Annotated in this window: 18 protein-coding genes; 10 read left to right on the plus strand and 8 right to left on the minus strand. The window is 74.2% G+C overall.

Translation table 11 applies throughout. The annotated features are described in order from the left end of the window. Positions 1-25: 25 nt before the first annotated feature. Complete coding sequence (locus ACH4C6_RS25820; RefSeq protein ID WP_398110966.1) at positions 26-781, minus strand: SIS domain-containing protein; 756 nt, start codon at positions 779-781, stop codon at positions 26-28. A 361-nt stretch (positions 782-1,142) separates the two neighbouring features. Between ACH4C6_RS25820 and ACH4C6_RS25825 the strand changes: the two genes are divergently transcribed. Next, positions 1,143-1,835: a metal-dependent transcriptional regulator gene (locus ACH4C6_RS25825; RefSeq protein ID WP_010035781.1), complete on the plus strand. Its 693-nt coding sequence runs from the start codon at positions 1,143-1,145 to the stop codon at positions 1,833-1,835. A 753-nt stretch (positions 1,836-2,588) separates the two neighbouring features. Continuing rightward, on the plus strand, positions 2,589-3,488 hold the full coding sequence (locus ACH4C6_RS25830; RefSeq protein WP_398110967.1) for an alpha/beta fold hydrolase: 900 nt from the start codon (positions 2,589-2,591) through the stop codon (positions 3,486-3,488). A gap of 163 nt (positions 3,489-3,651) precedes the next feature. On the opposite strand, the gene ACH4C6_RS25835 is transcribed toward ACH4C6_RS25830, so the two are convergent. The 3 genes from ACH4C6_RS25835 to ACH4C6_RS25845 form a co-directional block, all read right to left on the minus strand. Next, positions 3,652-5,244: a transporter gene (locus tag ACH4C6_RS25835; RefSeq protein ID WP_398110968.1), complete on the minus strand. Its 1,593-nt coding sequence runs from the start codon at positions 5,242-5,244 to the stop codon at positions 3,652-3,654. After that, the gene (locus ACH4C6_RS25840; RefSeq protein ID WP_398110969.1) at positions 5,241-6,032 is read right to left on the minus strand and encodes an ABC transporter ATP-binding protein; all 792 of its coding nucleotides are present in this window, start codon (positions 6,030-6,032) and stop codon (positions 5,241-5,243) included. Before ACH4C6_RS25840 ends, ACH4C6_RS25835 begins: the two co-directional genes overlap by 4 nt. Positions 6,033-6,148: 116 nt before the next feature. Beyond that, positions 6,149-6,811 carry a bifunctional DNA primase/polymerase gene (locus ACH4C6_RS25845; RefSeq protein WP_398111142.1) on the minus strand — a complete coding sequence of 221 codons (663 nt, stop codon included), beginning with the start codon at positions 6,809-6,811 and terminating at the stop codon, positions 6,149-6,151. 307 nt (positions 6,812-7,118) lie between these two features. Here ACH4C6_RS25845 and ACH4C6_RS25850 point away from each other — a divergent pair, with 307 nt between their 5' ends. Beyond that, entirely contained in the window at positions 7,119-8,504 is a 1,386-nt protein-coding gene (locus ACH4C6_RS25850) for a transcriptional regulator (RefSeq protein WP_398110970.1), read from the plus strand. A gap of 200 nt (positions 8,505-8,704) precedes the next feature. Then, on the plus strand, positions 8,705-10,369 hold the full coding sequence (locus ACH4C6_RS25855) for a hypothetical protein (RefSeq protein ID WP_398110971.1): 1,665 nt from the start codon (positions 8,705-8,707) through the stop codon (positions 10,367-10,369). A 10-nt stretch (positions 10,370-10,379) separates the two neighbouring features. On the opposite strand, the gene ACH4C6_RS25860 is transcribed toward ACH4C6_RS25855, so the two are convergent. Then, on the minus strand, positions 10,380-11,690 hold the full coding sequence (locus ACH4C6_RS25860; protein WP_398110972.1) for an ABC transporter substrate-binding protein: 1,311 nt from the start codon (positions 11,688-11,690) through the stop codon (positions 10,380-10,382). A gap of 117 nt (positions 11,691-11,807) precedes the next feature. Here ACH4C6_RS25860 and ACH4C6_RS25865 point away from each other — a divergent pair, with 117 nt between their 5' ends. Further along, complete coding sequence (locus ACH4C6_RS25865; RefSeq protein WP_398110973.1) at positions 11,808-12,308, plus strand: hypothetical protein; 501 nt, start codon at positions 11,808-11,810, stop codon at positions 12,306-12,308. 118 nt (positions 12,309-12,426) lie between these two features. Continuing rightward, positions 12,427-13,308, plus strand: a complete 882-nt coding sequence (gene purU, locus ACH4C6_RS25870) for a formyltetrahydrofolate deformylase (RefSeq protein WP_398110974.1) — start codon at positions 12,427-12,429, stop codon at positions 13,306-13,308. A gap of 45 nt (positions 13,309-13,353) precedes the next feature. Here purU and ACH4C6_RS25875 read toward each other — a convergent pair whose 3' ends face one another. Further along, positions 13,354-14,673, minus strand: coding sequence for a zf-HC2 domain-containing protein (locus ACH4C6_RS25875; RefSeq protein WP_398110975.1), 1,320 nt, complete (start codon positions 14,671-14,673; stop codon positions 13,354-13,356). Continuing rightward, the gene (locus ACH4C6_RS25880; protein ID WP_398110976.1) at positions 14,670-15,251 is read right to left on the minus strand and encodes a sigma-70 family RNA polymerase sigma factor; all 582 of its coding nucleotides are present in this window, start codon (positions 15,249-15,251) and stop codon (positions 14,670-14,672) included. Before ACH4C6_RS25880 ends, ACH4C6_RS25875 begins: the two co-directional genes overlap by 4 nt. Positions 15,252-15,612: 361 nt before the next feature. Here ACH4C6_RS25880 and ACH4C6_RS25885 point away from each other — a divergent pair, with 361 nt between their 5' ends. The 3 genes from ACH4C6_RS25885 (at position 15,613) to ACH4C6_RS25895 (ending at position 18,091) form a co-directional block, all read left to right on the plus strand. Further along, on the plus strand, positions 15,613-15,993 hold the full coding sequence (locus ACH4C6_RS25885; RefSeq protein ID WP_398110977.1) for an STAS domain-containing protein: 381 nt from the start codon (positions 15,613-15,615) through the stop codon (positions 15,991-15,993). Positions 15,994-16,160: 167 nt separating this feature from the next. Continuing rightward, positions 16,161-16,673: an EF-hand domain-containing protein gene (locus tag ACH4C6_RS25890; RefSeq protein ID WP_398110978.1), complete on the plus strand. Its 513-nt coding sequence runs from the start codon at positions 16,161-16,163 to the stop codon at positions 16,671-16,673. A gap of 929 nt (positions 16,674-17,602) precedes the next feature. Continuing rightward, positions 17,603-18,091, plus strand: coding sequence for an ATP-binding protein (locus ACH4C6_RS25895; RefSeq protein WP_398111143.1), 489 nt, complete (start codon positions 17,603-17,605; stop codon positions 18,089-18,091). Positions 18,092-18,642: 551 nt separating this feature from the next. On the opposite strand, the gene ACH4C6_RS25900 is transcribed toward ACH4C6_RS25895, so the two are convergent. Next, entirely contained in the window at positions 18,643-19,683 is a 1,041-nt protein-coding gene (locus tag ACH4C6_RS25900) for a GlxA family transcriptional regulator (RefSeq protein ID WP_398110979.1), read from the minus strand. Positions 19,684-19,754: 71 nt separating this feature from the next. On the opposite strand from ACH4C6_RS25900, the gene ACH4C6_RS25905 reads away from it, so the two are divergent. Beyond that, complete coding sequence (locus ACH4C6_RS25905; RefSeq protein WP_398110980.1) at positions 19,755-21,059, plus strand: MFS transporter; 1,305 nt, start codon at positions 19,755-19,757, stop codon at positions 21,057-21,059. The last annotated feature ends 35 nt before the right edge of the window (positions 21,060-21,094 follow it).

Consider the following 21,094-nt stretch of genomic DNA (forward strand, 5'->3'; position numbering starts at 1 on the left):
GGGCGTCCCGGCCCGGGCCCGGGGCTCAGTGGCGGTAGAAGATCCGGTCGGCGTACTGCTCCATGACGCGGGCGTTCCAGTCGTGGCCGCCGTCGACGTTGCCGGAGCGGAGCAGCGGGGGTTCGATGCCGCGCTCGGCGAGGGCGGTGGCGGTGGTGGCCATGACGGCCTGGAGGAGGGCCGAGGTGACGACCGTGGAGGCGGGGGCGAAGGGCGCGGGGATGGCGTCGTGGGTGAGTTCGGCGTCCCCGACGGGGATCCGCGAGTCGAGGACGAGGTCGCAGTGGTCCTTGAGGTACGTGCCCGAGCTGTGCCGGGAGGTGGTCTGGGAGGCGTAGGCCACCGAGGTCACGCCGATGACCGTCACGCCGAGGGTGCGGGCGTGCTGGGCCATCTCGACGGGGAGGGCGTTGCGGCCGGACAGCGAGATGATCAGCAGGGCGTCGCCGGCGCGGAGCGGTGAGCTGTCGAGGACGGCGGAGGCGAGGCCGTCGACGCGTTCGAGGGCGGAGCCGAGCGGTGCGGGCATGACGTCGACGCCGACGGCGCCCGGCACGACGAGCAGGTTCATCAGGGCGAGGCCGCCGGCGCGGTAGACGAGGTCCTGTGCGGCGAGGGAGGAGTGCCCGGCGCCGAAGGCGAAGAGCCGGCCGCCGCTCGCGACGGTGTCGGCGAGGAGGGTACCCGCGGCGGTGATGCCGTCGGCCTCCTCGTCGCGGATCGTGCGCAGCAGGTCGATCGCGGCGTCGAGGAACTGGTCGGCCGGCGCGCGGTCGCTCATGGAGGGTCCCTTCCGGCTGGCCCGTCGGTTGTGTCGCGCATCACGGTGCGGTCTGGACCAGTGCGGTGTCAATACGGCCGGGTGCCGGGTGCCGGGTGCCGGGTGCCGGGTGCCGGGTGTGGGGTGCGGGGTGCCGGGTGTGGGGTGCGGGCGCGGCCCCGGTGGTGGTGGGCGACCGAGTGGGGCGGAGGCGGGGCCGTACGCTGCCGAGGGGGCGGGTGACCGCGTGTGACCCCTGGCTTCTCCCCGCTCTGCCTCCCGCGGCACGGTTGTCGGTGGTATCCGGCAGAATTGGAGGCAGGGCCAGCGCACACGCCGGTGAGCTGTCCAGCCTCCGGCAGATCTCATTCGAGGGGCACGTATGTCCGGACTGATCGACACCACGGAGATGTATCTCCGCACCATCCTCGAGCTGGAGGAAGAGGGTGTGGTCCCCATGCGCGCCCGTATCGCCGAGCGGCTCGACCAGAGCGGGCCGACGGTGAGTCAGACCGTGGCGCGGATGGAGCGGGACGGTCTGGTGTCCGTGGCGAGCGACCGGCATCTGGAGCTCACGGACGAGGGGCGCCGGCTGGCCACGCGCGTGATGCGCAAGCACCGCCTGGCCGAGTGCCTGCTCGTGGACGTGATCGGCCTGGAGTGGGAGCAGGTCCACGCGGAGGCGTGCCGCTGGGAGCACGTGATGAGCGAGGCGGTGGAGCGCCGCGTGCTGGAGCTGCTGCGGCACCCGACGGAGTCGCCGTACGGCAACCCGATCCCGGGTCTGGAGGAGCTGGGCGAGAAGGACGGCGCGGATCCGTTCCTGGACGAGGGCATGGTGTCGCTGGCCAGCCTGGACCCGGGCGCGGAGGGCAAGACGGTCGTGGTGCGCCGGATCGGTGAGCCGATCCAGACGGACGCGCAGCTGATGTACACGCTGCGGCGGGCGGGCGTGCAGCCCGGCTCGGTGGTGAGTGTGACGGAGTCGGCGGGCGGGGTGCTGGTCGGCAGCGGCGGTGAGGCGGCCGAGCTGGAGTCGGACGTGGCCTCGCACGTGTTCGTGGCGAAGCCCTGAGCGGTGGGCGGGCCGGTCCGGGCCCGCCCGACCCCCGTGGCGGGTCCCCGGCACCCGTAGCGGGCCCAGGGCCTCCGGTGGGCATGGCGACCTCCGGATCCCCGGCGCGCCCGGAGCGGCCCGGCCCGGCGGGCGTGGTGCCCCGGCTCCGGCTGTGAGGGGGGCGGCTTCGCCCCCTATGCCCCCGATGCGCGTGGGGGTGCCGTGGCGTGGCGCGATCTTTGCCCGCTTCTCGTCCGCAGTCCGTCGAAGGGCAGCGCTCGACCGCTTCCCGTGCGACGCTGTGGCGTGAGGCATATGACCTGAGGGCTCTTGGCCGTGGTCTGACAGCGATGTCGCCCGGCCGGGGAGGGGGCGGGAGGATGTGCCGGCGGAACGTGGAGAGCCCCGGCGCCGTGCGGCGCCGGGGCCTGTCCTCCCCTGGTCGGACCCGGAGCCCCGAGCTCTCAGGGTCATTCCCTCGGACCGTTTTTCCCCGAGCGGTCCGCCCCCCGCTGAAGATCTCCCCTGGGAGACGGCGATCAATCCCCGGGGGCTGTCACTCGATTGAGGGGTGTTGGCCGCCGGACGGCCAGTCTCGAAAGCGCATTCGATAGTCTGCGGACGGCGCGCGGCACGGGTGCAGGGGCAGTGGCGTGGGGCGCCGCGCGGGGCAGAAGGCACAGCAGAAGGCACAGCAGGCAGAACACGGTTCACAGGACCGAACCGGCCGATCGGGCCGGGGTCCGAGCGAGGCTTGGGGGGTGCCAGGACATGGCGCGACGCATCGACGTGACCGGGACGGGCGGCGTACGCCTCGCGGCCTGGGAGTTCGGCGACCCGCCCAAGCCGGATCCGGCCGGCGCGGCCCCGGACGCGCAGGGCGCGCATCCCGCCCAGGACGGCTCCCCGGGCGTGCTGTTACTGCACGGTCTGATGGGCCGCGCCTCGCACTGGGCGCCCACCGCCCGCTGGCTCTCCGAGCGTCACCGCGCGGTCGCCCTGGACCAGCGCGGCCACGGCCGCAGCGACAAGCCCCCGCAGGGCTCGTTCGCCCGTGACGCCTATGTCGACGACGCCGAGGCCGCCCTGGAGCAGCTCGGGCTCGCCCCGGTCGTCCTGATCGGCCACGCCATGGGCGCGCTGACCGCCTGGCAGCTCGCCGCCCGGCGTCCCGACCTGGTCCGCGGCCTGATCATCTGCGACATGCGGGCCTCCGCGCTGGGTGCCGCCTCGCAGCGGGAGTGGGACCAGTGGTTCAAGACCTGGCCGCTGCCGTTCGCCACCCTCGCCGACGTCCGCAAGTGGTTCGGCGAGGACGACCCCTGGGTGGAGCGGCCCAACCCCGCCCGGGGCGAGTTCTACGCCGAGGTGATGGCCGAGTCCCCGGACGGCTGGCGCCCGGTCTTCGACCCCGAGCAGATGCTCCGCTCCCGCGAGACGTGGGTGTACGACGCGCACTGGGAGGAACTGGCGCAGGTGCGGTGCCCGGCGCTGGTGGTGCGCGGCCTGGACGGCGAGCTGGGCCGCGCGGAGGCCCAGGAGATGGTCCGGGTCCTGCCCCGCGGCCAGTACGCGGAGGTCGCCGACGCCGGCCACCTGGTCCACTACGACCAGCCGGAGGCCTGGCGTGCCGCGATCGAGCCGTTCCTGGACTCGCTGACCGGGCCCTGAGGCGGGCCCTCGGCCGGCACCGCCGGCCTGAGGCGGGCCCTCGGCCTGAGGCGGGCCCCCGGCGCGAGGCGGGACCCGGCCGGTCCCCCCGGCCTGAGGCGAGGCCCCCGGCCGGCACCGCCGGCCTGAGGCGGGCCCCCGGCCGGCGTCGCCGGCCGCCGTCTCACCCCTTGCTGACCGCCGTCAGGATCTCCGGCAGCCGCCGGGCCGTGCGCGGTGCGGCCAGGCGCAGCCCCGCCAGCGTCAGCGCGGCCCCGTACGCCGTGCCGGCCGGCAGCAGCAGCCAGGCGTAGGCGTCGCCGCCGGCGCTGACGTTCAGCCAGATCGTGAGCGCGATGACGGGGGCGCACAGCAGGGCGGCGGCCACCATGCCGCCGAAGATGGAGATCCAGGCGAGCCCGGTCTGCCCGGGGGCGACGTTCTTGTACCCCTCCTGCGGGATGGAGTACGGGAAACGGGCGGAGGTCCACGCCCCGGTCGCGAGCATCGCGCCGAGCAGTGCGAAGGACAGCCCGAGCGCCTCGGGCAGCCGCCGCCAGTCGCCGAGCATGGCCGTGGTCAGGACCGTCACGAGCGTGGCGTACGGCAGAGTGATCAGCAGCAGCGCGTAGGCGCGGGCGCGCAGTTCGGCGAATGCGTCGCGGGTCGAGGAGATCGTCAGGGCGACGATCCAGAACGCGGAGGTGTCCTGCCCGAACTGGTTGTACATCTGGATACCGAGCATCCCGGCGGCGAAGCACGCGAAGTACACGGAGCCGGTGCCCTGCCAGGCGTTGAACACCGGCACGATCAGCCCGATGGCCAGCGAGGTCACCCAGGCCGCCTTGGTCTTAGGGTCGCGCCACACGTACCGGAGGCTGCGCTCCATGACGGTGCCCGTGCGGCCCGCGGGCAGCAGCCGGGCGAGACCGGTGGAGGTCCGCTCGCGGGCGGCCCGGTCGGCGGCCGGCAGGGTCGATCCGTCCGGCGAGGTCATCAGCCGGGTCAGATGCCGCGACCAGACGGCGAGCAGCGCGGCCAGCGCGCCGGCGGTCAGCGCCAGTTGTGCGCCGGCGCGCCCGTAGGCGCCCTCGCTGACGGCGTGCACGGCGCCGATCGCCGAGGCGGGCGGCACCCACTGCACCACGTCCGCCGCGGGGGAGAGTTCGCCGAGCCCCGAGGCGCCGATGCGCTGGGCGCCGAAGTTGACCACCTGCGCCCCGACGGCGACGACGAGCCCGCTGAGCACCGCGAGGTCGCGTCCCTTGCGGCTGGTCAGCAGCCGGACGTTGGCGGCGGCGACGGCCCGGGCCAGCGCCACGCACACCAGCAGCGCCAGGGCGACGGCCGCCACGCCGGCCACGAGGGCCGCCGCGCCCCGGGCCACGGCGACGACGGAACCGGCCAGCAGGCACAGCGTGAACAGCGGCCCGATGCCCACCAGGGACGAGGTGAGCAGCGCCCGCATCAGGGGCCGGGGCCGCAGCGGCAGCATCACCAGCCGGGTCGGGTCGAGGGTCTCGTCGCCGCTGGGGAAGAACAGCGGCATCACCGCCCAGCCCAGTCCCAGCACCGCCACCGCCAGCACCACCACCGCGTCGGCGTGCGCGTGCCCGCGCAGCGCGATCAGGCCGATCAGTTGCAGGGCGGCGAAGAGCAGGGCGAAGACGGCCGAGGTGATGTAGGCGGCCTTGCGCCCGGCGGACTGGCGCAGTCCGTTGCGCAGCAGGGACAGCTTCAGCCGGACGAAGACGGGGGTGATCGCGGGGCTGCTCACCGGGACCCGCCGCCCAGCCAGTCGAGGTCCGAGCCGGCGTCCCGGCTCTGCGCGCCGACGAGTTCGAGGAAGGCCCGCTGCAACGACGGCGCCTCGCCGCGTACGTCGGCGAGTGTGCCGGTGGCGCGGATCCGCCCGGCGGCCATCACCGCGACCCAGTCGCACAGCGACTCGACGAGCTCCATGACGTGGGAGGAGAACACCACGGTGGCGCCGGAGGCCGTGTACCGCTCCAGGACGCCGCGGATGGTCTGGGCGGAGACGGGGTCGACGCCCTCGAACGGCTCGTCCAGGAAGAGCACTTCGGGATTGTGGAGGAGAGCGGTGGCGAGTCCGATCTTCTTGCGCATGCCGGTCGAGTAGTCGACGACCAGCTTGTGCTGCGCCCCGGCCAGGTCGAGCACGTCCAGGAGCTGGGTGGCCCGCTTGTCGACCTCGGCACCGGGCAGCCCGCGCAACCGTCCGGTGTAGGCGAGCAGTTCGCGTCCGGACAGCCGCTCGAAGAGCCGCAGTCCTTCCGGCAGCACGCCGATGCGGGCCTTGACCTCGACCGGGTCGCGCCACACGTCGTGCCCGGCGATCTCGACGGTCCCCTGGTCGGGCCTGAGCAGCCCGGTGACCATCGACAAGGTGGTGGTCTTCCCGGCCCCGTTCGGTCCGACGAGCCCGATGAACTTGCCCGCGGGCAGCTCCAGATCGATCCCGGCGACAGCGACCTGCTGCCCGAACCGCTTCCAGAGCCCCTGCACCCGTACCGCGCTGGATCCCACCACGTCTCCCTCCGTCACGGAGAACCCTACGGCGGGGCAACGCCCTTGTTTCAGGGGCGCGGGGAACTGCGCGATCAACCACGACGAAGCCGCAGCCGCCGAGGAACACGGACCAGGCAGGAGGGAAGGCGCCCTCAGCGATCCCTGCCGCACGCATAGGCCAACGGTGAGATCAACTCCTCCGCGTCCGGCAGCCACCGGTTCGCCGGCGTCGGCCGGCAGGCCCACTGCACGGCGCCGCGCGACCCGAACCGCGTGGGCGGCGCGGCCACGTACGCGCCCTCACCCAGCACGTGCAGGTCCAGCGACGACACCGACCACCCGAGCCCCCGCACCAGGTCGGGCACCTTGGCTGCGGCCCCCGGCAGCACGAAGAACTCCATGCGCCGGTCCGGCGTGAGCGTCACCGGCCCCAGCGTCAGCTCCATGCGCTCCATCCGCGCCAGCGCCAGGAACCCGGCCGTCTCGGGCACGGAGATCGCGTCGAACGTCCGGCCCGTCGGCAGCAGGATCGACGCGGCCGGCTGCTTCTGCCACATCCGTCGCGCCACGGTCGCGCTGCCCGTCGCCTGCGTCGCCCAGTCGGGGCGCGCCGGGTGCGACCCGGGTGCCGGGCACGAAGCGTCACCGCAGGAGCAGCGCTGGCTTCCGTCGGCTGCTTCCAGCCAGGTGCCCGGGAACACGTCCCAGTGGCGTTCCTCGGCGTAGCGGACAGCGGTCTCCAGCAGCGAGTCCCCGCGCTGCTTCGGGATCTGGGCGGCTTCGGTGCCGGCGAGCGTCTCTTCCACGATGAACACAACTCCGGTCGTCACCAGGGGTTACGCCCACCCGTGTGCGCGGGGAGGGGCATCGCGCCCGTGGCCGGGGCGCATGGGTGCATCTCCGGGGGCGCGCGTGCGGATCGGCGGCCCGGGGTGGGTAGCCAGGAGGGGGGCCGGCGCAGGCCGCAACCCCGGCAATCCTCACATGCCTCGCATTTTCGCCTGGTCGGCGGGGCATTGATCTTCACGGCCGGATCTCTTCGCCGGGGCGCGAGGGACCCCGGCCGCGGAAGACACGTCAACTCGGTGCGAGGGCAGAGCACCGCAGCCAAGGGGGTACGCCATGGCCGCAAGGCCGCTCGTCGCCCGGCAGCCGAACGAACGGCTCCAGGCGCTCATCCAGGAAGCCGGATGCTCCAACGCCGGCCTCGCCCGCCGGGTCAACATGTGCGGCGCCGAGCACGGACTCGACCTGCGCTACGACAAGACCTCGGTGGCGCGCTGGCTGCGCGGGCAGCAACCGCGGGGCCGGGCACCGGCGATCATCGCCGAGGCGCTGGGCCGCAAGCTCGGCCGTACGGTCACGATCGACGAGATCGGCATGGCCAACGGCAAGAACCTCGCCTCGGGCGTGGGCCTGCAGTTCTCGCCGACGGTGCCGGGGGCCGTGGAGCAGGTCTGCGAACTGTGGCGCAGCGACGTGGGGCGGCGGGACTTCCTGGCCGGCTCCTCCGTCGCCGCCTCCGCGCTGGTCGAGCCCAGCCGGGACTGGCTGATCTCGGCACCGGACGCGCAGGTGTCGCGCGCGGCGGGGCCGCGCGTGGGGCAGTCCGACGTGCAGGCCGTGCGGGCGATGACGCAGGCGCTGGTGGACCTGGACCACCAGTACGGCAGCGGGCACGTGCGGCCGGTCGTCGTGCACTACCTCAACAGCGTGGTCTCCGGGCTGCTCGCCGGGTCGTACCGGGAGGCCGTGGGCCGCGAACTGTTCGCCGCGGTGGCCCGGCTGACCGAGCTCGCCGGGTACATGGCCGTCGACACCGGCCAACCGGGCCTCGCCCAGCGCTACTACATCCAGGCGCTGCGGCTCGCGCAGGCCGCCGGGGACCGCGGCTACGGCGGTTACGTCCTGGCCGCCTCCATGAGCCATCTCGCCGCGCAGCTCGGGAACCCGCGCGAGATCGCGCAGTTGGCGCGGGCGGCGCAGGAGGGGGCGCGGGGGCGCGTGACCCCGCGGGCGGAGGCGATGTTCCACGCCGCGGAGGCGCGCGGGCACGCCCTGCTGGGCGACGCACGCGCCGCCCACTCCTGCGCGGGGCGCGCGGTGAGCGCCCTGGAGGCGGCCGACCCGGCGACCGGCGACGACCCGGTGTGGATCGCGCACTTCGACGAGGCCTACCTCGCCGACGAACTGGCGCACTGCCACCGGGACCTGGGTGAGGCCGAGGCGGCGGCCCGCTGCGCGCAGGAGTCGCTGGCCGGGCATCCCGAGACGCGGGCCCGCCGCCGGGCCATCGGCTATGTGCTGCTCGCCACGGCCCAGGTGCAGCAGCGCGAGATCGAGGAGGCGTGCAGCACGGGCATGAAGGCCGTCGAACTGCTGGAGGACCTGCGGTCCAACCGGGGCGCCGAGTACCTGGAGGACTTCCAGCAGCGACTGGAGCCGTACCGGGACGAGGCGGTGGTACGGGAGTTCGGGGCACGCCTCGATCTGCAGGCGGCCGCGTGAACACCTGCTCCACCGGCGCGTGAACGTACGGGGGACGGCCGTTTGACGCGAGGGAGGTGATGTGCAAGGCGGACCGGGAGCCGCGCCGTCACCGCCCGGACAGGGCGGGAGGCCGCGTCCCGTGCTGCGTGGCACCGGGCTCCGGGGACCCGGTAGCGTGACCCGACGATTCACAAGGTCCCCCATTAGTAGGAGTCCCGGTGACGCAGAGTGGACAGGGCGAGGAGCCCTCGGCGCGCCCCGCGCGCGAAGGCATCGTGCTGCCCTCGGACGGCGGCGAACCGCTGCTGCCGGGCATGACGGGCGGACCGGCCGGAGCGCCGTCCGGCCACCGTGACGCCTCGTCGGGCGCCCCCGCGGGCGGCCAGACCTGGGGGGAGCCCTGGGGCCCGGGCGAGCAGGCGCCGCCCCCGCCGCCGGACCAGGGCTGGCAGTCCCCGCAGACGCAGCAGTGGACGAGCCCGGAGCCGCAGCAGGGGTGGAACGGCGGGCAGCAGCCCGGCGCCCAGGCACCGGGAGCGCTCCCGCCGGAGAACGCATCGCACCCTTACGGCGCCCAGCAGCCCGCCGGGCCGTACGGCGGCGACCCGTACGGCACGCACGGCGGAGCGCCGCTGCCCGGGCAGGACACCGGCCGTGCCGAGGGGTACGGCCCGCTGCCGCCCGCCGCCGACGCCTACGGCGGCCCCGCGGGGCCGGCCCCCCAGGCGTACGGGACCACCGGCGGCTACGGGAGCGGCGGGGCGCCGCAGCCGCCCGCCGGGCACCGCGCGCCGGCGCCCGACGAGGGCGCGACGCAGTTCCTGCCGCCCGTCCCGGCCGACGGGTCCGCCGCGGCGACCCAGTACCTGCCGCCCGTGCCGCCGGCCGCCGACGAGGCGGCGACCCAGTACATACCGCCGGTGACGCCGGGGGCGCTGCCGCCCGAGCGGCCCGCCGCGCAGGACCCCGAGGCCACCCGGTACCTGGGCACCGGACCGCTGGCCGCGGGGACGCCGCAGGCTTCCGGCCCGGACGCCGAGGCGACGCGGTACATCCCGCCCGTGCCCGGCGGCGGTGACCAGCAGCCGCCCGCCGACTTCGGGCACCTCTTCCGCACCGACGGGGGCCAGGAGCCGTCCGGCGCCACCCAGCAGATGCCCCGGATCGAGGCGTCCTCGCCGCCGCCGCACGGCGGCGGGCCGTCCTCCCGTACGGCGGCGGCCCCGGGCCGTTCGCGCGGCGGCCGCGGCGGCTCCCGCGTACCCGTGATCGCCGCCGTCGGCATCGGCATCGCCGTCCTCGGCATCGGCGCGGGTGCGCTGCTCGCCGGCGGCGGGGGCGGGGACGACGAGGGCGGAGACGGCAAGACCGTGGCCGCCTCCGCGTCCGCGCCCGCCGAGGAGGAGTCCGCCTCGCCGTCCGCCGACCCGGTCCGGGCGCAGGCGGTGGAGCTGGACAAGCTGCTCGCCGACAGCGGCGACAGCCGCAGCACCGTGATCAACGCGGTCGCGGACGTCAAGCGCTGCGACAACCTCGCGCAGGCCGCCAAGGACCTGCGCGAGGCCGCCAAGCAGCGCAACCAGCTCGTCACCCGGCTCGGCGGCGTCGAGGTCGGCCGGCTGCCGGACCACGCCGCGCTGACCACCGCCCTGACCAAGGCCTGGCAGGCCTCCGCCTCGGCCGACGACCACTACGCGGCCTGGGCCGACCAGACCGCCGGCAGGAAGGGCTGCAAGAAGGGCCAGGCCAGGGCCACCGGCCAGACCGCGGCCGGCAACCGGGCCAGCGGCGTCGCGAGCGCCCAGAAGGCCGAGGCGTCCCGGCTGTGGAACGCCATCGCCCGGAAGTACGGCCTGACCGAGCGCGGGCCGACCCAGCTGTGAGCGGCGCCGCTCAGTAGGCCACGTCGGCGTCCTGGAGCGTCCGCGTGGTGTCGGTGAAGCCCTTGCGCGCCGCCACCAGCCGCCCCTCGCGCACGACCTGGAGGGTCACGTTCGCGTTGACCAGGCGGGGGAAGCCGACGCCGGCGAGCTTGTCCTGGAACTGCCAGCGCAGCGTCGGCGTGAGCCCGCCCGTGCCGATCCTCAGCCCGTCGTCGAGGGCCTCGGTGAGGGTGTCGGCGCTGACCCGGCCGCCGCCCAGCGACTCGACGGTCTTGCGCAGGACGGTGTAGGCGATGTACGTCGTCTGCACCCCGGCGTCGGCGGGGTCGACGCGGTTGTCGCCGAAGGCCTCCTCCCGGATCACCTGCTTCATCCCGTCCCAGCGCGCATCGGTCACCACCGGGTACCAGCCCGTGAGGTACGACCCCTCGTACGGGCCCGAGGCGCCGCCGGTCGCGTCGATCACGGTCTGGTCGACGCTGCCGAGCACCGTGGCCGTGCGGACGTCCGGGTAGTCCTCGCGGGCGCGGCGGAAGGAGTCCATGAAGGTGCTGTTGCGGTCGCCGAGCGCCGGGACCACGCACCCCTGCTCCTCCGGGTCGGCGGTCGTGGCGCGCAGCGCCCGCGCGGCCTGCTCGTCGTACTCGGTGGCGTCCTCCGCCGCCCGCTGGTCCCGGGAGCCCTCGTGGCCGCCCGTCTTCAGGCCGGAGTCGAGCAGCGGCGGCAGCTGGTCGCCCGTGATGGTGTCGGGCCGCACCAGGGCGACCGGACCGCAGCCGGCGAGCTCCCGGCCGAGACCGGCCAGCAGCGCGGGCTGGCCTCCGTTGACGGGGTAGGACAGGGGGCTGGTGAACTCGGCGGTGGTGATGCCGTAGCCGCCGATGTAGGGGATGCCGGCGCCCTCCAGTGACGGGAAGAAGGAGTCGGCGTGCTGGCTGTACGATCCGACCACCGCGACGGCGTTCTCCTTGACGGCGCGGCGCGCGCACTTCGCGGCGGCCACGCTGTCGTTGTGGTCGTTGCAGGTCAGGACCTTGAGCTTGCGGCCGTTGAGCCCGCCCCGGTTGTTGATCCAGCGGGCGTACGCCTCGGCGAAGGCGGGCATCCCGGGCTTGTTGGTGGCCCGGGTGTCCTGCGGCGCCCAGGTCATGACGGTGACGGTGTCGTCCCCGGCTCCCCCCGTGGTGCCGGGGACGACACCGCAGCCGGCGAGGAGCACCGCGCACACGGCCGCCGCGCCCGCCGCCACGACGCCGTCTCTGGCGTGGCGGGCGAGGAGGCCGGGGAGGAATGGACTGCGGGTGCGTCGCATGCCGGTCATGGGTCGGCACGATTCCGTCACACGACCAACCCGTGAGTGACCCGTGCTCAACGGACGGTGACGGACAGGTGAACAGCGGGGGTTGGTGTGACCGATGCGGAGGGGAACGTACGATCGATGACCGTGCAAGCTTCGGAGAACTCTTCCCGTCGTGGCCGTCGCTCCTCCACCATGGGCGGCATGCCTGTCAACGACATGCCGTGGTGGCGCTGGCGCAGCAATGTGCGCTCGGCGCTGCACATGCTCTCCGATCCCGCCTTCCAGCGGGACGTCTGGCTGGCCGGCGTGGAGGGCTACGGCGACGTGACCGACGCGGTGTACCGGCTGGTGGAGGACACCTGGCTGGACCACTGGTCGGCGGAGAAGTACGTCGGCACGATCTTCCGCGACGCGCAGGAGGCGGCGCTGGTCGACACGGCCGTGCTGCGGGTGCTGCGGATCATGCACCAGGTGGGACCGGACGCCCCGGTCGCCGCGTACCTGGAGCACGAGGCGTGGCCGGAGGCGGTCGGGGCGGCCCGGGAAGCCCATGTGCGGCTGGCGGCGAGTGACGGCGAGGAGCCCGACTTCCCGCCCCGCAGCCTGGAGGTCCTGCACCTCATGACGAGGTCCGCCTAGCCTGCGCGGAGCGGGCGGGACGGCCGGGCGGCATCGCGGCGGCCCGGCGGTCGTCGCCGCTGGTCCGAGGATCGGGACGATTGCCGGTGCCGCCATCCCTTGTGGGAACCTGTTCGGCATGAGCGAGCAGTCCTCCAGCGCCCCGGTCCCGCCCGACCAGTACGTCCTCACCCTCTCCTGTCCGGACAGGAAGGGCATCGTGCACGCCGTGTCGAGCTACCTGTTCATGACCGGGTGCAACATCGAGGACAGCCAGCAGTTCGGCGACCACGACACGGGACTGTTCTTCATGCGGGTCCACTTCTCGGCGGACGCGCCCGTCACCGTGGACAAGCTGCGCGCCAGCTTCGCCGCGATCGGCGACTCCTTCCAGATGGACTGGCAGATCCACCGGGCCGAGGACCGGATGCGGGTCGTGCTGATGGTCAGCAGGTTCGGGCACTGCCTGAACGACCTGCTGTTCCGGGCCCGGATCGGGGCACTGCCCGTCGACATCGCGGGCGTGGTGTCCAACCACACCGACTTCGCCGAGCTGGTGGCCTCGTACAACATCCCCTTCCACCACATCCCGGTGACGAGGGACAACAAGCCCGAGGCCGAGGCGCGGCTGCTGGAGATCGTGCGCGCGGAGGGCGTGGAGCTGGTCGTGCTCGCCCGCTACATGCAGGTCCTCTCGGACGACCTGTGCAAGCAGCTGAGCGGGCGGATCATCAACATCCACCACTCGTTCCTGCCGAGCTTCAAGGGCGCGAAGCCGTACCACCAGGCGCACGCCCGGGGCGTGAAGCTGATCGGGGCGACGGCCCACTATGTGACGGCCGACCTCGACGAGGGCCCGATCATCGAGCAGGAGGTCGAGCGGGTCGGGCACGACGTCACGCCGGACCAGCTGGTGGCGATCGGGCGGGACGTGGAGTGCCAGGCGCTGGCGCGGGCGGTGAAGTGGCACGCCGAGCGGAGGATCCTGCTCAACGGGCGACGGACCGTGGTGTTCGCCTGAGGGACCCGTGGGCTCCGGCGAGGGACGGGCGCCCGCCGCCGGGCGCTACATCCTGCTCAGTGACGCCGCCGCGAAGAGCACGTCCCTGATCGCCTGCCTGTCTCCCACCTGACCGGCCGCCGCCTCCTGCGGGGGTACGTGACCGGCGGCCAGGCGGCAGAACTCGACGCCGTCCAGCGCCACATGGGCCACCTCGTGCTCGGCGGAGCCCTTGGCCGCGGGGGAGTCGAGGGGAATCAGCCACTCGCCCCCGCCCGACCCCTCGATCTCCAGACGGAGACTGCGGCCCGGCTCGCCCGCCGCGACCAGGTGCCGGTGCGGAGCCGGAGCGGCGAGACCGGTGCGGCGGCGGTGGGCCAGGGCCGTCGGCAGCATGCGCGCGGCGAGGTCGATCATGCGGTGCAGATGGCGCGGCGAGGGCGGGTCGTAGGGGTAGTCCACCGCGTCCGCGATGTCCTCGGCGTGCACCCAGCACTCGAAGGCCCGGTCGAGCATCGCGTCGTGCAGGGGAAGCTCGAACTCCCCGAAGGAGATGGGCATCCTGCCCGCCCCGCCGCCCGTGAAGGACACCGTGCGGACCAGGCTGTGGCTCTGCTCGCGCCAGGGGCCGCGCACGGCGCGCGTGGGCGGGAAGTGGGAGGCGCGCCAGTACGCCTCCGTGCGGGCCGACGGGGTCGGCCGCCGCGCGGGGACCTCGCCCAGCGGGTCGTCCAGGCCGAGCGCGACCGCCACCATGCCGTCCACACTGAGCAGGTGCGCGATCACGCCGGCGACGGTGGTGCGGCGGCTCGTCGACTCGTCGGAGCGGAACCAGCGCAGCCGTACCGGGGCGTGCCACTCGGCGTCGCCGAAGTCCTGGAGCAGGGCGTCCAGGCGCGCGGTCTCGGCGTCGTAGGCGGCGGCCCAGTCGGGCACGGGGATGCGGGGCGGGCGGCGCTCCAGGCAGGTCTGGAGGACACGGGTGCGCAGGTTCGGGTCGAGGTCGAGGCTGTCGGGGCGCTGGAGCAGCCCGACCGCCTCGCGCAGCCGCCGCGCCTCGTCCGCGCACCCGCCGCAGGCACCGAGGTGCTCCTCGACGGCCGTCGCCTCCTCGGCCGAGCACGCGGCCAGCGCCCACGCGCCCAGCAGGGACTTCAGCACGGCGTGCTCGAACACGGGGCGGGACGGCGGGGCGAGGACCTCGCCGGGGTCCGTCGGCGCGGGCAGGGGCACGTCGCCGTCCTCGACGGACGCCCGGGGGAGCGGTATGCGGGGCTGCCCGGCCGGGTCCCGTCCGGCATCGGGCCCCGCGTCCCGGTCGCCGTGCCCGTGGCCGTCCTCCTCGTCATGGCCGTCGTACGCCTCGGAGCGGTCCGGGCCGTTCACACCGCACCCCCGTATCCGGGCGGTGCGCCCGGGGCCTGTGTGTCGTGGGCCGTGGACAGCAGTTGCAGGCCCAGGCGCAGGCGGCGGCGGGCCTCGTCCTCGGTGATGCCGAGGTCGGCCGCGGTCTGGCGGTAGTCCCGGCGCTGGAAGTAGGCCCGCTCCAGGGCCGAGCGCAGCGGGACCGGCATGGACTGGACGATGTAGTCGGCCCGGGCGGCGACCGAGGCGCTGCGCACCCTGAGCTCCAGTTCCTCGGCGCTGCCCGCGCCCTCGCGGGCCAGGGCGGCGGTCTCGGTGGCGCGCAGCCGTTGCAGCGCGAGCCGGTGGGTCAGGGTCGCCACCCAGGTGCGCAGCGGGCCCTTGCGGGGGTCGTAGGAGTCGGGGTGTTCCCAGACGTGGACGAAGACCTCGCGGGTGATGCCGTCGGCGGCGCGTTCGTCGCCGAGGACGCGGTGGGCGAGGCCGTGCACGAGGGAGGCGAAGCGGTCGTACATCTCACCCAGGGCGGCGGCCTCCCCGCGGGCCAGCCGCTGCTGCATCTTGCGGTCCCAGCGAGGCGGTACGTCCTTTTTGGCCATGTGGCTCCGTCACCCCCTGCTCGTCCTTCGCGCCCGTTCCCCGTCCAGCCTGTGCCCGACGTCTCCTCGAATGTAGTCGGCACGTACGGTGGCGCACGCCCCTTTGTGCCAATGTGCGCCCCCTGGCGAGCCGCAGGTGGTAGAGGACCACCGGCGCGTGCACCGTGTGGAGTCGGGCTCGCGCCTCCCCACCCGCCTCCGACCGCACCGGTCCGAAAGGGATCGAACAGGATCGAAGTCGACTGGATCCGGCCTCTTCCCCGGGGGATCAGTTTTACGGCCCGCGTTTCAGGGAACGGCCGCTGGGCAGCCGCGCAGCAAGGAAGCGTAGGGACTGCTTCCGTTCGGGCGAGCGAGGGGCGTGGTGGTGACCTTCAAAGTGACCGACGGTGAGCAGGGCGCATGGTCCGTGCTCCTGGTGTCGGGCGAACTGGACCTGGTGACGTCACCGGTGCTGCGTCAGCGTGTGCACGACGTGGTGGCCGAAGGGCGCCACTGTCTGGTCCTCGACCTGTCCGAGGTGTTCTTCTGCGACTCCAGCGGCGTCGGCGTGCTGATCGCCGTCCGCCGACTGATCCGCTCCTGCCAGGGCCGGTTGCGCCTCGTGCTGCCCGCCCGCGGTGCGGCGGACGGCTCCCACGTCAACCGCGTGCTCGGGGCGCTGGGCGTGCGCAGGCTCTTCGACGTCTACGCCGACCTGGACGCGGCCCTCGGCGACGAGGGCGAACCCCTCTCCGCCTGAGCGGCGGTGACGCACAGCGGACCCGGTGTCGCGGTCCGGCCACACCTCCGTCCCGGATCGCCCCCGGTCCGGGTACAAGTCGCGCTTTCCCGCGCCCGGACAGTCCCCTCCGTCGTACGCTCCGACCCGGACGTACCCCACCCGACGTAAGGCGGCCCGAAACAGACATGGTCAGCAGCGAGTACGAGCGCAGGATCGCCGACCGGTTCGCCGGCTTCGACCAGGACGGCAACGGCTACATCGACCGCGAGGACTTCTACGGGGCGGCCAAGGCGCTCCTCGGCGAGTTCGCCGTGGCGGCCCGCTCCGACAGGGGGCAGGCGCTGTACGGCGGCGCCGAGGCCTTCTGGCAGGGCATGGCGGGGATCGCGGACCGCGACGGCGACCAGCGCATCACGCGCGAGGAGTTCGTCAACGGCGCGGTCAAGCGACTGCGCGACAACCCGGACCGGTTCGCCGAGATCGCCCGGCCGTTCCTGCACGCGGCCCTGGACGTCGCCGGCGCGGACGGTGACGGCACGGCGACGGTCGAGGAAGCCGCCCGCGTGCTGAAGTGCCTCGGCGTTCCCGAGGAGCTCGCCGGCCGGGCGGCCGGAGCGCTCGACGCGGACGGCGACGGCAAGGTCGGGGAGGCCGAGGTCGTGCCCGCCTTCGCCCGCTACTTCACCGTGCCCGAGTAGGCGCGGCGCCTTCCGCGGGGCACGCCCCGCGGAAGGGCGTCCCCCAACTCGCGGTGCCGGCGCCCGGCGGAGCGCGACCGCCGGATCGTTCCGCCAGAACTGACGGTGTGAGAAGCCCTGTTCGACGCCCGCCGGGCAACACGCCCGGCCGCGCGAGCAGTTCGGCCGTCCCGCCGAAGCCCTCCCCGCGGTTGCGCGCCCGTGCGCGGCGCCGCCCGGCCGCGTCCCGCGAAGGGGTGTGTGACGCCCCCGCGGTGGCCGCCGCCCACCCGCCGGGCCGGCCCCGCCCTCCCGCTCCCCGCTCCGGGGCACCCGTCGTGCCGGGATCTCGCCGCCGCCTCCGCCCGCCCCGCGGCACGGTCCTCACCTGGCAGTCCGGGCCGCGGAGCCTTCCCGCGGCGCATACGGGTTCGAACGCCTCGCAGCCGCACGGTGACACACAGTGACGATTCGGTCCGGGCGCCGTTTCCGGCCCCAGGAGCCCGACCCTTCGCCTGGCTGCGCTGTCGCCCCGATGCTCCCGGACCGTGTCGCGGATCGTGGCAGTGCGTGATCACGGAGCGTTGATACCGCTCTGTGTCCTCCCGCTTGTCCCGTCACCGCCCGGAGTCGGCGGCCCCTCCGGTACCTTGGGTGAGATGCGAGTGGCTCTGAGCGCGGTGGGACCCGGTGGCGCCGCATGTTCGACTGCCCCTGAGGAGCGTCGCACAGTATGCCGCAGGGGTACTCCTTCGCGCTGGAATATGCCCGAAGCGCTTGTTGGGGTGACTGTACGTCAACCATGCTGTCCCACAAGGGATGCACATTCCGTGATCCCTGTCCCGGCCGTTGTTCTGGCCATGCAGGAAATGGCTACGATCGTGGCCCTCGTGAGGCGCGAGCCTAAGTGTCCGCCGGTTCGGATGGTGTGAGCGGTGCAGGTGCTTCAAGTGCAGCTGGAGATCCGGCCCGACCCCGCAGAGGTGGGGCGGGCGCGACGGTGGGCCCGCTCGCGCCTGGCCGGGTCGGGCATACAGGCCGATGAGCCGCTCGCCGAGACGCTGATCCTGCTCGTCTCCGAGCTCGTCACCAACGCCGTGCTGCACACCGGCCGCCCCGCCCTGCTGCTGCTCTCCCTGCCGCCCGTGGTGACGGACGAGGCCACCGTCCGGCTCGAGGTCGCCGACCGCAGCGGCCGGGCCCCCGTGCCCCGGTGCGCGGGCGACGAGGCGACCGGCGGCCGGGGCCTGGCCCTCGTCGACGGGCTCGCGGACCGCTGGGGCTGGAGCGTCGAGGCCGGCGGCAAGCGCATCTGGTGCGAGGTGGACCGCTGCGCCGCGGCCCGCGACGTCACGACCTCATGCCCGGGCGGCGCGCTGGTGTACGGCGGCACCGGCGAGGCCGCCTTCGACGGGCTGGCGGCGTACGAGGCCGTGTAGGACGCCGGTTCCGCCCCGGGGCACATGCCGCACGGCCGTGCGGCGGGGCGGGGGCACGGGTGCATGCCGAGCCGGCCGTATCCCCTGGACACCCGAGGGTGCGCCGGGCCGTGCTTCCGTGCGCGCCCGCAGTGAAAGCCCCACAAGGGACATATCGCCGATCGCCAGTTGACTGCTCGTGACCGGCTGATCACGCTGGTGGGCATCGATTCGCCGTGAGGGGACGGCGAGGGCCCCGGTGGTGGCGGTCCTCGGCGAGTGCGGGTCGTGAATTCGGCGTCGGTTTCCGTCAGGTCCTGGAAGCCGGGGGTGGGAGCGCCGGAGTCGGGGGTGGCGCGCGCTGCCGTGCTCGGGGCGAGCAGCGCGGCGCCGCCACCTCCACAGGGGGGAGTGGCGCCGTCCGAAAGTTGTCCACAGGCTGTGGACGGCGGGCGGAGTCCGGGCGGGGCGGCCATGGGGGCCCGGGTGCGACGGTTGCGAGGCACGGAGTGGACGCCGCCGGTGTCCAGGTCGCGGGGGCGGCGGGGCTCAGGTTGCGGGGGCGGCGGTGCTCAGTTCGCGGGGGCGGCGGGCGCCGGGTTCTGGGCGCGGAAGGTGCGGCGGTAGGCGGTCGGGGTGACGCCGAGTGCCGCCTGGAGGTGCTGGCGCATCGACTGGGCCGTGCCGAAGCCGGCCTCCCGGGCCACCTGGTCGACGGAGCGGTCGGTGGACTCCAGGAGGTGGCGGGCCCGCTCCACCCGCTGCTGGGTGAGCCACTGGCCGGGGCTGACGCCCGTCTCCTCGCGGAAGCGGCGGGTGAAGGTGCGCACCGACATGGACTCCTGCGCGGCCATGTCGCGCAGCTGGATCGGCTCGTGGAGACGGCCCAGGGCCCAGGCGCGCGCGGTGGTGGTGGACGCCTGCTGCGGATCGGGCACCGGCCGCTCGATGTACTGCGCCTGCCCGCCGTCGCGGTGCGGCGGCACGACCGTGCGGCGGGCCACCTCGTTGGCGACGGCCGCGCCGTGGTCGCGGCGCACCATGTGCAGGCACAGGTCGATGCCGGCCGCGACGCCCGCCGAGGTCAGCACGTCGCCGTCGTCGACGAACAGCACGTCCGGATCCACCTCCACCTGCGGGAACAGCTGCTGCAGATGATCGGCGTCGGCCCAGTGGGTGGTGGCGCGGCGCCCGTCGAGGTAGCCGGCGGCGGCCAGGACGTGGGCGCCGTTGCAGATCGAGGCCAGCCGGGTGCCCGGCCGGATCCGGGCCAGCGCGGCGGCGAGCTCCTCGGTCAGCACGCCCTGGTCGTAGACCGGGCCCAGCTCGTACGACGCCGGGACGATCACCGTGTCGGCCGTGGCCAGGGCCTCCGGGCCGTGCGGGACGTGGACGGCGAAGTCGGCGTCGGTCTCGACCGGGCCGGGCGGCCGGACCGAGCAGGTCACGACCTCGTACAGGTGCCGCCCCCGGTCGTCCCGGGGGCGGCCGAAGATGCGGTGGGGGATGCCCAGTTCGAAGGGGAGCAGCCCGTCGAGCGCGAGGACGACGACGCGGTGGGGGCGGAAGCCGGGCTCCGGCCGGGCTCCGGGTGCTGCGCTGGACGGGGTCATGGCCCGATCCTAGCGAATGCTGTCCCTCGGGCCACTCGCTGCGGGGCGGCGGGGGCCCGAAGCTCTATGACGTGAGCCAGACAACCGAAGCAGCGGCCGTCGAGCAGCCGCCGAAGTCCCGCCGTCACCGTGTGCACCGCGCCTGGTTCGTCGCCGCCGTCACCTTCGTGACGATCATCGGCGCCGCCGCCTTCCGCTCCGTGCCGGGTCTGCTGATCGACCCGCTGCACGAGGAGTTCGACTGGTCGCGCGGCACGATCGGCGCCGCTGTCTCCGTCAATCTCGCGCTCTACGGCCTGACGGCCCCGTTCGCGGCGGCCCTGATGGACCGGTTCGGCATCCGCCGGGTCGTCGCGGTCGCCCTCACGCTGATCGCGCTGGGCTCCGGCCTGACCGTGTGGATGACGGCGGCCTGGCAGCTGATGCTGTGCTGGGGACTGCTGGTCGGCCTCGGGTCGGGCTCCATGGCGCTGGCCTTCGCGGCGACCGTCACCAACCGGTGGTTCACCACCCGCCGCGGTCTCGTCAGCGGCATCCTCACCGCCGCGTCCGCCTCCGGACAGCTGATCTTCCTGCCGTTGCTGTCGTGGATCATCGACCGCCACGACTGGCGGCCGGCGGCCGTGACGGTGGCCCTCGCCGCGCTGGCGGTCGTGCCGTTCGTGTGGCTGCTGCTGCACGACCACCCGGCCGACGTGGACCACAAGCCGTACGGGGCCGTGGAGTTCGTCCCCAAGCCGGCGCCCGTCACCGGGGCCGCCCGGCGGGCCGTGACCGTGCTGTTCTCGGCCGCGCGCACCGGCCCGTTCTGGCTGCTCGCCGGCACCTTCGCGATCTGCGGCGCCTCCACCAACGGGCTGATCCAGACCCACTTCATCCCCGCCGCCCACGACCACCACATGCCGGTCACGGCCGCCGCCTCGCTGCTCGCGGTCATCGGCGTCTTCGACGTCGTCGGCACCATCGCCTCCGGCTGGTTCACGGACCGCTTCCCGCCGCGCCGCCTGCTGGCCGTCTACTACGCCCTGCGCGGCGTGTCCCTGATGTTCCTGCCGATCCTGCTGGGCCCGAGCGTCCACCCGCCGATGGTCTTCTTCATCGTCTTCTACGGCCTCGACTGGGTCGCCACCGTCCCGCCCACCCTGGCGCTGTGCCGCGAGCACTACGGCGAGGACAGCGCCATCGTCTTCGGCTGGGTCCTCGCCTCCCACCAGGTCGGCGCGGCCCTGGTCGCCTTCCTGGGCGGGATCGCGCGCGACGCGTTCGGCTCGTACGACGTGGTCTGGTACGCCTCGGGGGCACTGTGCGCGGCGGCGGCGCTGATGGCGCTGGTGATCCGCCGCAGCACGCCGGCGGCCGTACCGGCGGCGGTCTGAGCTCGGGGGGTTGCGGGCCGGGGTCGCGGCGGACG

The organism is Streptomyces sp. NPDC017943 (genome assembly GCF_044328425.1).
Classification (GTDB): domain Bacteria; phylum Actinomycetota; class Actinomycetes; order Streptomycetales; family Streptomycetaceae; genus Streptomyces; species Streptomyces djakartensis_A.

Bases quoted from the DNA above. Each gene is read 5' to 3' on its own strand.
- ACH4C6_RS25820 (WP_398110966.1), bottom strand. From the start codon at position 781: ATGAGCGACCGCGCGCCGGCCGACCAGTTCCTCGACGCCGCGATCGAC.
- ACH4C6_RS25825 (WP_010035781.1), top strand. From the start codon at position 1,143: ATGTCCGGACTGATCGACACCACGGAGATGTATCTCCGCACCATCCTC.
- ACH4C6_RS25830 (WP_398110967.1), top strand. From the start codon at position 2,589: ATGGCGCGACGCATCGACGTGACCGGGACGGGCGGCGTACGCCTCGCG.
- ACH4C6_RS25850 (WP_398110970.1), top strand. From the start codon at position 7,119: ATGGCCGCAAGGCCGCTCGTCGCCCGGCAGCCGAACGAACGGCTCCAG.
- ACH4C6_RS25860 (WP_398110972.1), bottom strand. From the start codon at position 11,690: ATGACCGGCATGCGACGCACCCGCAGTCCATTCCTCCCCGGCCTCCTC.
- ACH4C6_RS25865 (WP_398110973.1), top strand. From the start codon at position 11,808: ATGACCGTGCAAGCTTCGGAGAACTCTTCCCGTCGTGGCCGTCGCTCC.
- purU (WP_398110974.1), top strand. From the start codon at position 12,427: ATGAGCGAGCAGTCCTCCAGCGCCCCGGTCCCGCCCGACCAGTACGTC.
- ACH4C6_RS25880 (WP_398110976.1), bottom strand. From the start codon at position 15,251: ATGGCCAAAAAGGACGTACCGCCTCGCTGGGACCGCAAGATGCAGCAG.
- ACH4C6_RS25890 (WP_398110978.1), top strand. From the start codon at position 16,161: ATGGTCAGCAGCGAGTACGAGCGCAGGATCGCCGACCGGTTCGCCGGC.
- ACH4C6_RS25900 (WP_398110979.1), bottom strand. From the start codon at position 19,683: ATGACCCCGTCCAGCGCAGCACCCGGAGCCCGGCCGGAGCCCGGCTTC.